Annotated in this window: 8 protein-coding genes; 4 read left to right on the forward strand and 4 right to left on the reverse strand. The window is 26.0% G+C overall.

Features of this window, described 5'->3' with window-relative positions; all coding sequences use genetic code 11:
* Window positions 1-120 precede the first annotated feature (120 nt).
* From PG913_RS06790 to PG913_RS06800, 3 genes are read left to right on the forward strand one after another with little or no spacing between them, the layout of a single operon-like run.
* Entirely contained in the window at window positions 121-3,216 is a 3,096-nt protein-coding gene (locus PG913_RS06790) for a hypothetical protein (RefSeq protein ID WP_271230064.1), read from the forward strand.
* On the forward strand, window positions 3,216-4,412 hold the full coding sequence (locus PG913_RS06795; RefSeq protein ID WP_271230065.1) for a hypothetical protein: 1,197 nt from the start codon (window positions 3,216-3,218) through the stop codon (window positions 4,410-4,412). Before PG913_RS06790 ends, PG913_RS06795 begins: the two co-directional genes overlap by 1 nt.
* 20 nt (window positions 4,413-4,432) lie before the next feature.
* Window positions 4,433-5,950, forward strand: coding sequence for a glycoside hydrolase family 2 TIM barrel-domain containing protein (locus PG913_RS06800; RefSeq protein WP_271232146.1), 1,518 nt, complete (start codon window positions 4,433-4,435; stop codon window positions 5,948-5,950).
* A gap of 1 nt (window position 5,951) precedes the next feature.
* Here PG913_RS06800 and PG913_RS06805 read toward each other — a convergent pair whose 3' ends face one another.
* From PG913_RS06805 to PG913_RS06815, 3 genes are all read right to left on the reverse strand, one after another.
* Window positions 5,952-7,160, reverse strand: a complete 1,209-nt coding sequence (locus tag PG913_RS06805) for a glycosyltransferase (protein ID WP_271230066.1) — start codon at window positions 7,158-7,160, stop codon at window positions 5,952-5,954.
* A 123-nt stretch (window positions 7,161-7,283) separates the two neighbouring features.
* Window positions 7,284-8,522 carry an MATE family efflux transporter gene (locus tag PG913_RS06810; protein WP_271230067.1) on the reverse strand — a complete coding sequence of 413 codons (1,239 nt, stop codon included), beginning with the start codon at window positions 8,520-8,522 and terminating at the stop codon, window positions 7,284-7,286.
* 20 nt (window positions 8,523-8,542) lie between these two features.
* A complete protein-coding gene (locus tag PG913_RS06815; RefSeq protein ID WP_271230068.1) occupies window positions 8,543-8,821 on the reverse strand; it encodes a hypothetical protein in 279 nt (92 codons plus the stop codon).
* A gap of 138 nt (window positions 8,822-8,959) precedes the next feature.
* Between PG913_RS06815 and PG913_RS06820 the strand changes: the two genes are divergently transcribed.
* Window positions 8,960-11,041 (forward strand): hypothetical protein, encoded by a 2,082-nt coding sequence (locus PG913_RS06820; protein ID WP_408648484.1) that lies wholly within the window; start codon window positions 8,960-8,962, stop codon window positions 11,039-11,041.
* Window positions 11,042-11,292: 251 nt separating this feature from the next.
* On the opposite strand, the gene PG913_RS06825 is transcribed toward PG913_RS06820, so the two are convergent.
* Complete coding sequence (locus PG913_RS06825) at window positions 11,293-13,890, reverse strand: DUF6923 family protein (protein WP_271230070.1); 2,598 nt, start codon at window positions 13,888-13,890, stop codon at window positions 11,293-11,295.
* Window positions 13,891-13,904: the final 14 nt, after the last annotated feature.

A 13,904-nucleotide genomic window follows, 5' to 3' on the forward strand; every position in this document is an offset into this window, starting at 1 on the left:
ATATAACGATATAAATATACTTTTCTTTAGACGAATGGAAGCTTACCTCTGTTAAATAAATAATTTAAGCATTATATAAATATTTATTTTTATATTACAAAAAAAGAATGTTGCGTTTTTATGAAAGAGACTTCTAATAAATATTTAATATCTGCAATACTACTAGCTGTTGCCTTTAATGGAAGTACCATTTTTTTTACTTTAGAAACTACGTATGATGCTTTAATACACTTATTTTTTGCTGATCATTATGCAAATAGTTGGTTTGAACCTTGGAATTTTAAATGGTATACTGGTTTTACGGTAATGAGTTACCCACCTTTAGTACATCAGTCTATTGCTGCTTTATCTTTAATTGGCGGCTTAAAATTTGGGCTTTTTAGTGTAGCTATTATTGCTATTTTATTATTTATTACAGGAGTTTATCGTTTCTCATTATTAATGACTTCTAATAGAACCGTAGCTGGTTACGCAGCTCTTTTAGCTGTTTTTTCATCCTCTTTTGTAGAAACACTTCATATTTTTGGACAACTACCAAGTATTATAGGTATTTCTGTATTAATGCATGCGTTACCCGAAATATATTGTTGGTTAAAAACTGGTAAATATCGTTATTTTTTTACATCACTTTCATTACTTTCTGTAACAGTAACTTCTCATCATGTTACACCTATTTTTGGTATTATTTTTTTTATACTTCCGTTAGTAGGAACGGTAATTTTAGATACTAGTCGTGAACAAGTTAATTCCTATAAAGAAATAACTTTTAAATTATTTCTAAAAAACTTCGGAGTATTATTTAAACGAAATATTACTTTTTGCATACTTACCGTAGCCTTAATTGTTTGTTGTCTTTTACCTTATTGGATAAACTCTAAAAAAAACCCTATTACGCAAGTTCCTATTCCGCATGGCTCTAGAGATAATTTTTTAGAAATAACATCTTCAGGGCTTGTCTTTTTTATGATTCCTTGGGGAATTTTATTATTCCTTTTGCCCTACTTTTTTTACAGATTTTTTAGCAAAAGATATTTATTCTTCGGAATTTGTTTTACAATGTTAGTTGTTTTAGGTACAGGAGGAACAACACCTATTCCTAAAATGATTTTAGGACATAATGCCTTTAATATTTTAACGTTAGATAGATTTACATTATGGGCATCTATTATGTCTTTGCCTTTATTTGGCGAATTTGCTTATCGTTTTATAGAAGGAGATTTAAAAGTATTAATTCAGGATAAATTTGGTGCAGTATATCATCGTTTAATTGGAGGTTTATTAGCTTCTTTATTTTTATTGATGACTATTTTTACGATGAGTTTAGGATATTTTAGACCATCGCAACCACAAAAAATTAAAATGTTACCCATTGTTAATTTCCTTAATCAAGATCAACATGATTTATGGAGGTATTTAACCTTAGGTTTTGGCGATCAAATGGCATGGTTATCGGCACAAACAAAAGCAATGACTGTTGATGGAAACTATCATTCTGCAAGGCGTTTACCAGAACTAACAACAAGACCTATAGAACGTTTAGAAAACTCAAAATTTAAAGGTGTTGCAGGAATTGGATCTTTACAACAATTTTTAACAACTCCTGAAAAATACAATTTAAAGTATATTTTTTCTAATGATAAATTTTACGATCCTATTCTTTATTTCTGTGGATGGCAACGCTTACCACAACTAGAAAACGGAATTATGGTTTGGGAAAAATTAAATGTACCTCCGCTTTCTTCTATTTTACCAAAAGAAGATGTTGCTACTTGGCAAAAAGTAATGTGGGGTATTATTCCTTTTTTAACAGCTATTATTGCATTTATTTTAAATATTCAATCTATTTTTATACGTAGTTTAAAAACTAAAGTAAGAACATTACCTCCATATTTAAATAGTAAGTTTAAAAATAAATACACTGTTTTTTCTAAAGGTCTTTTAAGAATAATACATCTTTGGGCTATTATATTATGTGGAATTTTATTTTATAGTTCTTATTTATTTTATATAAAAAATGATTCACAAAGAACTCCTGAAAATGCCATAAAAGCATATTATGACGCTATTGATTTTAAAGAATATGAAAAAAGTTATCAATTAATAGATCCAAAAAGCGGTTTATCTATTGCTCAATTTATGTTAGAAATTTCTGTTTCTGATGGATTATTAAGTTCTTATGCTAAATTAGATGCTTTAGAAACTACTATCACTAAAAAAACAGATAGTTTAGCTATTTTAAAAATACATACAAACTGGATTACTCCTCTTGAAAAAATTAACAAAACCGATTTTAAGACACTAGTTAATCGAAAAGGAAAATGGTTTATACTACCCGAAAATATGGATTCCGATTTACCGCCAGATCAATTGTACTCGAATAATGTAACAGGATATTTTAATCAAGGAAGACGAAAAATAACTACAGAACAAACGCATCACGAAGATGTTTTAAAACAACCTGTTTTAGAAATTGTTTCGGCTAAATTGGTTAAATTTAAAAATCATTATGCAATTATAGGAGAAGTACAAAATATAGATAATGTACCAGCAGATGTTGTTTTAAAAGGAACATTATATAATGATGAAAATAAAAAACTAGCCACTTACAATGCTAAATATCATATAAAACATAAATTAATGCCCAAAGAAATTAGTTCGTTTAGAATTAATTTTGAAGGAATAGCATGGTCTAAAACAAAAGATTCTATTCCTAAAACATTTAATCCTGATGAATTTACACCTATTGAACTAGAAGAACAACCTACTAAATTTAACTTACAAGCAGCAGGAAATGTTTCTAATTCAGATCTGTATAAAAATGTAGTTTTAAGTGATATTAATATCGATAGTAAAAAAATACAAGGAACTTTATTTAATAGTGGTTTACAAGAAATTACAATTCCTCAACTATTAATTACCTATTATAACAAAGATAAAGTACTCGTTTGGGTAGACCATTTATTTTTAGAAAACGGAATAAGACAACAGCGAAAACAGTATTTTGAATACAATATTTTAAAAAATAATGAAGTTATTATTATTAATGATGATATGACAGATTGTTACGTTAACGGATTAAAAAATGAAGATATTTCAGATAAAATAATGCCTAACAGAATAGAAAATCATGCAAATAATCAATTTCAAAAAATAAAACATCCACTTTATTCTTTTATCAAAATTGAAATGAATAATTACATCGGAAATCCTAAATAATGAATTTTATAAAAAACCTTTTTTTACTTTTTTGGTGCTTTGTTACACTTGTTACTACTGCACAAGACATAACATTATTATCAAAAGAAAAACAATTTATTGCGGGAGATACTATTCATTTAAAATTTAATACTAATAGTACAAAAAAGCATCAAATGTACTGTACTAATAGCTACGGAAGTACTTTAATTAATTCTGAAGTAATTAATAATAAAATGTTTTTTAAAATACCCACTTACATAAGTAATAAAACTGGAGTTTTAAATTGGAAAATTTTAAATAATAAAAATAATATTTCAGGACAATTTAAAATAGTACCAAAACAGCAACCTGTTTCTTTAGAAACTTATTTAGGTCCGCCAAGTATTGAAGCAGGCGGAACAGACTACACCATGTTAGTTGTAATACCTACGGATGATTTAGATAATCCTTTAAAAAAAGGTACGATAGTAAAAGTAAAACATCAATTTTTAAAATCAGAAAGAAAAACAAAGGTTTTAACTAATAATTTAATCGCTTTTAAAAATATAAATTCACCTTTAAAAAGCGGACGAATGATAATTACATCAGAATCTTTAAATTTAAATTCTAAAGAATACGATGTAAATATAATGCCTGCTATAGGTACTAATTTTAAACTATTTTTTAAAAGAAATCATAAATATGCTGATGGAAATCAAATAACAACTTTTTACACTTCTATTATAAAAGATAAAAATAGGAATGTTATCAGTGATGGTAGTTTTGTTGATTTTTTTATCACTAATAAAAAAGGGAATATGTTAAAAACATCTGGAACTACTATAAATGGTATTGCTTATGCTAAAATGATTCATCCTGAATTTGAAGATAATTGGAAAGTAAAAGCTTATATTAATGGTATTTCAGAAAGTGATATCTTAAAAATTAATTATAAAAAAATTATAGATAAATTTGATGTAAATTTTTATGATAATAATAGGACTGTTAAAGTTGGACCTTTAAAAAGTTTTATGAATCAGATGATTCCTGACGGATTAAAAGTAAAATTAGCAATTTATAAAGATGAAAAATTATTAAATGATATTATAAAAAAATCTAAAGATGGATTTGTGTACTTTAACTTAAATTCGAACATCTATAAAAATGGCAACTACACTATAAAAATTACTGCTGCGGCAGTAACTGATACTTATCAAGCTAAAAAACTATGGTAAATACCAAAAATATTTTAAAAATGGATAACACTAATAAAAACATAATGAGAGGTATTTTAATTTCATCTTATGTTCTTATTATGTCAATCGTTATCTTTTTAATAAGTTCATTATATACTCATTTTAACACGGGTGCAGATAGAAGTAAAATGTTACATGTTGAAGTTAAAAAAGTAGATCAATATTTGCCTAAAATAATTTGGAAAGAAGATGGTAATCAAGGTAGAGAGATTGATGAACAAACCTTAAATAATATCGAAAATGATTATATCGATGCTTGGTATGTAAAACATGTAGCAAATAAAACAAACCTAAAAAGTGGAATTAATGATTATTATACAAAAAATGCTCGCAAAAATTTATTCAACTTTATAGAACATAATAAAAAGGAAAAAATTACTATTGAAAGCACAACTTTAAAACACAATCCTAATCTTATATTTTTTAGTGAAGATGGTCAGTCAATTGTTTTAGAAGATAAAAATGTTGTTGAATATAAAAAAATACTTAAAGATAAAAAACTTGTTTTAGAAACTACCGAAGTATCTGATTATAAAATGGTTTTATTATTAGAAGATGGCTTTTGGAGAATTAGACATTTAGTTAAAGAAAAATCTGCCATTTTTGATAAGACTATTAAAACTACTCCTATCGATTCATTAAATATAAAAGGAATTAATTATTATCCACAAGATACACCTTGGGATATGTTTGGTGATAATTTTGATATGAAAATTATAGAAAATGACTTTAAAATCATCAAAAAAGCAAATCTAAATACTATCCGAATTTTTATTCAATATGAAGATTTTGGTAAAGCAAATGTAAAAATTAGTAAACTAAATAAATTAAAGCAAGTTTTAGATACTGCTGAAAAAAATAATATAAATGTTATTGTTACTTTATTTGATTTTTACGGAAACTACAATGTTTTAGACTGGACTTTAAACCATAGACATGCAGAAAGTATTGTGTCAAAATTTAAAGATCATGAAGCTATTATTGCTTGGGATATCAAAAATGAACCTAATTTAGATTTTATATCAAGAGGAAAAGAAAATGTTATTGCTTGGTTAAATCACATGATTATTTTGGTAAAATCTATTGATAAAAAACATCCAATTACCATTGGTTGGTCAAATATTGAAAGTGCACCTATTTTAAAAGATAAAGTAGATTTTGTTTCTTTTCATTATTATGAAGACATTAATAATTTTGAAAAAAACTATAAATCATTAAAAAATAAAATACCTAAAAAACCTATTGTTTTAGGTGAATTTGGAGTTTCTTCTTACAATGGTATTTGGAAACCTTTTGGTAATTCAGTAAAAAAACAAGCTAATTATTATAAGATAATGCAACAACTACTTACAAAAAAAAATATTCCTTTTATGTCGTGGACTTTATACGATTTTCGTAAAGTACCAAAGGAAGTTGTTGGTAAACTTCCTTGGCGAATAAACCCTCAAAAAGAATTTGGTTTTATTGATAAAAAAGGTCGTAAAAAACCTGCTTTTAGCTATATTTCCTCTAAATAATTTATGATTCAACTAATACTTTTTTTGCTAATTTTTTAACCATTATAATAGCTTCAAACTGATTTAAATACATTGCTGTAATTCTTTCCATTGGAAATGCTGTAGCTGCTTTGTAATTAGCCTCTCCTAAAGCTACTCTATGAGATTCATTAGTTACGATTAGCTCAATTGCATTGGCTAAACTAGCTACATTTTCTGGCTCAAAAAACTCACCTCTGTATCCTTCATCTTCAACCAAAGTTGCTAAATCTCCTAAATTAGGCATTACAACTGCTTTACCATAACTACCCGCTTGATGTAAAACACCTGAACTACCTGTTGTAGATGTATAAGGAAATACCACAACAGCACTTTCGTTAAATAAAGGAGCTACTTCCACTTCTTCAACATAGCCTGTAAATGTTATTTGAGCTACATTTTTGTATTTTTCTTTTACAGATGCTAAATAACCTGGTACATTCGGATTGTCTGTTCCTGCAATTACTATTTCTAAATTTAAACCTGTTGATGTTCTAACTTTTTCAACAGCTTCAATCATTTTTTCAACTTTTTTATAAGTACCAAATTTACCAAAAGTCATTATTTTCAAAGCTCCTTTTGGCAATATATGTGATGGTTTATTAGGAATTTCAAATGTTCCATGAGGAATCATTTTTACATTACTAACTTTATATTTATCTTGTAAAGTAGTTACATATTTATGCATAGTAACAGCTACAATATCAGCTTTTAAAATTAATTTAGTTAATGTTTGTCCTATAAAATTATAAATTTTTTGTAATATTTTATTTGAAGTAAAACCTGCACTTTCTAAATTTGTTTGCTCTAAAATATTATGTAATAATACAATAGTTGGTATTTTTTTTATCTTACAAACTAAAGGCAACATTAACCCTAAAGCTGCAGCAACTTTTTTATCACCAAACTTCATAAACTGTAAGTTAAATAATATAGCATCTGGTTTTATCGTATTTATAGCTTTTGTTACTTTTATAACATTTGTATAACTATTAAACTTCCAACATTCTTTTACTGTAATTTTACAACCATCTTCAGTAAAATGAATGTCTTTTTCTGCTGGAGTTACATCCGTCAATAAAATTAATTCAGTTACTTTTTTATTTTGTCTAAAGCTTTTTACTAGATGATAAGCATATTCATTTAAAGTTACTTTACTTGGCGGGTATGCAGTTACAATAGCTAATTTCATAGTATTTTCTTTTTGATTATATTAAATTTCGTAATAAAAAAGAGTTTACAGCTATTACTATAACTGAAATGCAATTTTATGTAGTTAAAAGGTATAAAAGTTTAGTTATTATTTCTTGAAACACTATTTTTCATCTTTCAAAAAGAAAAAAGATAATTGCATCAATAATAATAAAACCATTGCTAAAATTTGTACGTGTACAACCTGTTCTAAATTTTTATGAAATAAAATAATCAAACCTATTTGTAGCATTCCAAAAAGCCCAGAAATAACAACTGGAGTGTATTTATCTAAAGACAAATAATAATATGCAAAAATGTTTGATATTGCGAAAATACCTGTCGCTATAGCATATTTCCATAATAAAGGCGTTATTGCCATATATTCATCTCCAAATAAAATGGCTATAATTTGTTCAGGAAAAAAATAACGTGAAGTAACAATAGTAGTCGCTATTATAAAAATATAACCTATGTATTTTAGTAAAATTGGCGCTGTAGATTTCCCCTCTTTTTTTAACTGAACAACTGTTGGTAATAATAACATTACAAACATCCATGCTATAAAATAAACAACTCTACCTATTAAGGCTAATGAAGCGTACAAACCTGCATCATAAGACTCGAAATAATGTTTTACTAATAAAATATCACTATTATTTATTATTATTTGAGTTAACTCGTAAAATGCTGTAATTATAAAAAAATTACGAACCATTTTAGATTCAGTATTTTCTAATGATACTATTTTAGAAAAAGAAATATTTTTAAGTTCAAACGGAATTAATCCAAATATAAATGAACATAAAATACCTAAAGCAATTAATATTGAAGATTGAATATTAAAAAAATATAATAATCCGAAAGTAATTAATAAACGACTTATCATTTCTAATTGATAAGTAACAGATAATTTTTTCAACTGTTTTTTACCTTGAAAAACACCTCTATTTACACTCATCAAAAAATAAATAGGAACTCCAAATCCAAATACAACAAACATAGTAGAAGAAGTTGTTTTAAAAAAAATTTGTAATTCTGATGCAAATACAATTATTAATATTCCTAAAAACACCCCTACAATAGCTGAGTTTTTATATATTTTTGATATAAAATTTTTAAAAACAATATCTTCAAAAAGTACTGAAAACTTAGCTGTTACTAACTGAAAAGTCATTGCTATAAATGAAAGTACCAATAAAAAAGTAATCATAATAGCTGCATCGGCAAACTTTGCAGGACCTAAAATTCTACCTAAAGCTAAATTATATAAATAATTTCCGCCATTTACAAGTAAAACACTAATCATAAAAATTTGTTCTGATGATATTTTATGCTTTACTTGTTTTAAAATTGGAATCATATTTTACCTTATTTAATTTATTAAGCGACATTTATTTCATCAAAATGGTCATAAATTTCTTTGCAACCAAGACCTATAATAGAAAAATTTTTAGCTGTTTTTTTTGATTTTCTTGTCAAAATATTTATTGCATTTAAACCATCTTTAGTTATTTCGTCTAAATTATCAATATTTATTGTTACCTGTTTATTTTTTTTGATATTAAAATCAAAAAAAATAATAAAAAATTTAGATGTTGAATTATTTAACTTTCCTTTTAAATAAAATGTTCCGTTTTTTTGTGTAATTTGTAATGCCATATTTTATATGTTTTAATTAGTAATAAAACAAATATCTCATTATTAGCATAAAAAAATATTTATTATCGATGAAAAGCTATTTTGTTTAGCCCAATGACAAATGCTATTCCTTAACTTGCAAATAAGAAAAAAAACTATATGAAAATTAAAAATCTTACTTTTTTAGTACTCTTTATTATAAGCAATACTCTTTTTTCACAAAATATGAAAGAAGGTTTTACCTTCTTAGAAACAGGTAAATACCAACAAGCTGAAGCTTTTTTTGAAAACATTTTAAAATTACACCCTACCAATAAAACAGCAAGACTTTGTTATGGTAGAGCCTTAGGTTTAAACGGCAGTTCTTATAAAGCCGTTACTTTATTTACTAATCTTTTAAATGATTTCCCTTCAGATTTTGAAGTAAAATTAAATTATGCCGAATCACTTCTTTGGAATAAAAATTATAATAAAGCAGAAAATTATTATCAAAATTTAATAGTAGAAAATGATAAAAGTTTTCCTGCTCTTTTAGGATATGCAAATACATTATCGAATTTAAAAAAATTTAATAAAGCGATTAAATATGTAGACAAGGCATTATTGGTATTACCTAAAAATAAAAATGCATTAGTTTCTAAAAAATATATGCGATTAGGTTTGGCAAACAGTAAAGTAAGTTCTAAAAATTACACCGCTGCTGAAAAAATATTAAAAGAAAATTTTATCGATTTTAAAAAAGATAAAGAAACTTTATTAAACTTAGCTAATCTTTATCTAATTTCAAATCAAATAGATAAAGCTAAAAAAACATATATTATTATTGGTGAAGATTCAACTAATAAATTAACCTCTTTAAATGGGATTTCATTAGCAAATCATCTTGACAGTAATGATAAACAAGCTTTAATAGTTAGTAAAAAAGCTATTAATCTTTTAGATAACAAGACAGAAACTACTATAACAAATCAAACTAAAGAACGTTTTATACAAGCTCTAATATGGAATAATAAATATTCTTTAGCAGAAAAAGAAATTAACAAACTATTAATCAATAATAAAAACCCTGAAAACTGGATAATTTCATTAAGAGCAACTTTAAATATTTATAAAAGTGATTTTAAAAAAAGTATTGCTGATTATAATTTGATATTAAAAAAAGATAGTACTTCTTTTGATGGTAACTTAGGTAAAGCAAACGCACTAAAAGCTTCAGGATACTTTATAAATGCCTATAAAAGTGCTAAAAACACTTTAAAATTTTATAAAAAACAAAAAGATGCTAGTAATTTCATTAAAAATTTAGACAAATCATTTACACCCTTTGTAGAAGTTAAAGCAGCATATTCATTTGATAATGGTAATAATGAAGCTTATTTATACTCTGCTAATTCAGAATTTCCATTTTCAACAAAACTTAAATTATTTGGTAATTACAGCTATAGAACAACAAGTAATACTGTAACTAAAGTTAGTGGTGTTTCTAATAATTTTTCAGCAGGAATATCTTATCAATTATTAAACAATGTAACATTTAAAGGAACTTTAGGTGTTAGTGCTTCTGATACTGATACAAATAAATTCAGTCAATTATTAGCTGATTTATCTTTAAAAATAAAACCTTTTAAACTTCAAAATTTAGAATTAGGCTATAAAAGAGAAGTTCAAAACTTTAATGCAGATTTATTAGATAAAGAAATTGTTCAGAATAATTTTTTAATAAATTATAGTTTAAATACCAATTTTAAACTCGGTTGGTACACACAGCTTTACTACACTTCTCAGAATGATGGTAATACTCGAAACTTATTATTCTCTTCACTTTATTACAATATATTTAAAAAACCATCTTTAAAAGCTGGTATCAATTATCAAAATATATCTTTTAAAAATCAAGTTCCTACTATTTATTTTAGTCCTAGTAAGTTTAGTGCTGCTGAAATTTTTATCAATATTATAAAAGATGAAAATATAGCTAAAAAGAAAGAATGCTTTTATGAACTAACTGCTGCAACAGGATTTCAGTTTATTGAAAATAATAAAAAACAAAGCACTTATAGAATTCAAGCTAAATTAGGATATAAATTTTCAGAACGCAGTTTATTAAATTTATATGGAACTCAAAGTAATATAGCATCTGCTACAACAGCTACAGGTGCTTCAGATTTTACTTTTACCGAAATTGGTTTACGATTTAAATGGTACTTTTTAAAGAAACCTTTTTTCAAACAAAAGAAATAATTATTTTTTGAGTTACTATTAATAATATACTCTTTTTAAATACTACCTCATCAGCTTTTAAAGCAAAAAAAAAATATTGATATTTCTATTGTAATAAAAAATAAAGGTCTTAATATCTATTTTAATTAATAAAATTATTTAATCATACGGTGTGTCTTTTTTAACAAGTTACATAGTTTTATAATTATAAATTTTAATAAAAAACCTGAACGTTTTAGTGTTCAGGTTTTACTTATTATAATAGATTTTTTTTAATTAACTATTAGCTTTATAGCTTTATAGTCTCTTTGTGCACCTATGATTTTACATAAATATAAACCAGGACTTAAATGTTCTTTTTTTAGTACTATTTTATTATTACCTAATACTGTTTTATATTCAAGCTCTTTTACTTTTCTACCTAACCTTGTATAAAGAACTAATTTTACAGTTTCTATTTGATTAGTATTAAAATGTATATCAGCTTGTGTATCCATCGGATTTGGTACAGCTTTTAAATTATCTCCTTCGACAGTAATACCAGTATCCGGAACTTCATTTTCAAGAGAAAATCTAATATCTTGTAAACTTAGTTTTTTAGTTGTCATATTTCCATCTTCAGCTACTACTGTAAATACGATTGTAGTAACATCGTCTAATACTAAACTATTTCCGTTTTTAGATTTAAAATCAGTAAAAGATATTTTATGATCTAAAAGATTATCAGTTAAATTTATGGTTGACTTAAATTGATTATCCCATAAAGAAATACTTTTTTTAATTAATGTAACCTCTATCTTTCCTGTTCCCTTTGCTTTTAAATTAAAACTATTATAGTCTGATAAATCTACAGGCATAAAACGTGGAGTTAATGCTCTATGGATAGCCGCATAAGAATCTGTAGTTACTTCTAAATCTACATTTCTTTCTATAGGGAAGTCAGCTTCTTCAAATGAATTTTTATTAGCAGATACATTATAATTAACTACGTTAGTATTTGTTTGGGAATCATCAATCCCCCAAGGTCCATCAGACATAAATAAATCATCTGGTGTGGCTACTCCATCTCCAATTCTAAAACCAATATCAAATAAATTACCTGTTGGCACATTTAAATTTGTTATATATTCTTTATTAAGAGCTAATGTTGTAGTACTGTTATTAAGAACAGCTGTTTCAGTAACTCTAAAACCAGCATCAAAATTAACATCATCTGTTTTATTTGTATTTACAACCTGTATATCTAAAGAACCATTTTTATACTTTCCTTTTCTAACAAATACTGTTGGAGGTGTTGATAATTTATAAGTTGATATCGGTTTTTCTACATTTAACAAACTAATAATTTCTTCACCTAAAGTATATAAATCATCTAATGAATTAGACCATATTTGGAAGTTATAAAAAGCAACATTACTTTCGTATTTATCTAAGTTCCAATGACTTTCAATTTCAAAATTAGTATCACTATTTACTACTTTTGCCGAAAGACTTAGTACAAATTCTACTGTGTTATCTGCATTTCTAATTAAAGACTTAATAAATTGTTGTCCGTTTATATCAATAGTTGATACAGAAATTAATTCAGCTCCTAGTAAACGATCACAAATATATTTGGTATGTTCATATACACCATTATCTGTTTTTAAAGCTAAAACAGATGCTACTGAAACACCACTTTTCATATAATCTACAGCATAAATTTCTGTTGCATTTGTAATCGCTACTAAATCAGTAGGTGAAGATTCTATCGTTTCATCAGTATTAATAACACCTAAAGGAATAAAATCTTTTAATTCGATATTATTTTTGCTTTTCTTTTTATAATGATTAGACCTAGTAACTCTTTGTGCTTTGCTTCTATTAAATTTATAATTATCTTTTGTACGGTTATAGTTTCTTTTATTTATTAATTCCGATAATCTATTATTACTTTCTAAACCACCTGCATTTCCTCCTGAAGTTGGAGGTATAATAACATCACATTCACCGTAACCTGAACACGAAGGATCTTCACAATCAATTAACCCGTCACCATCATCATCTATTCCGTTATCACAAATTTCTTGTAAAACAGGTGCTGTAGGACAACGTGCTCCGTCATTACTAGCACTTGAAGGACCAAATGCAAATAAATTAGAATCCATTTCATTTGAACCATTTAAATCTTGTACAGCTTGTATTACATAAATTGTTCCTGTTTGATTTGCTGATACGTAAAAACGTCCTGAAGCATCAAAATATACTGCTCCATAAGTATAACTTAATCCTGTTAAAATAGGAACAACTCCTAAAGATTCAACGACACTTGTTGTTGGATTAATTCGATATAAAATATTTGTATTCTTTTCTACTGCATATAATTTATTATCAACAGCATTAAAAGCCCAATCATGAATACCTATATTTTGCGACAAATTTGCTGTAGCCAAGTGCTGAGTATATGTTGCTGAGTTAGGGTCTAAATCTACTTTATAATAAGTACTACCTCCCCCTTTCAGATAATATACACCTTGTGCACTTATATCTCCAATATACCTATTCTTTGTAGGTAACTCATCTATATAAAAAGAAGTTGTTAAAAAATCATCTCCTATTCTTACAATAGTTTTTTCAGGTGTACTTAAAGATCCCCAAATAAAACCATCTGCAGGATTGTATGCTGCGGCATTTATGCTTCCTGGCGTAATATTTTCAGCAGCAAGATAAGAACTACCCGAAGCTAAGTCTATAGAATAAACATCGTTATACTGAAATAAATAAGCATCATACACACAACTAAATGGAGTGTTTTGAGCATTAATTGTTATATTTATTAAAAGAATAAATAAGAACATTAATTTTTGTTTGAGAGTAATTATTTTTTTCATAATATATATTTTAC

Origin of the sequence: Tenacibaculum pacificus, from assembly GCF_027941775.1 — a bacterium.
In the GTDB taxonomy this organism is placed as follows: domain Bacteria; phylum Bacteroidota; class Bacteroidia; order Flavobacteriales; family Flavobacteriaceae; genus Polaribacter; species Polaribacter pacificus_A.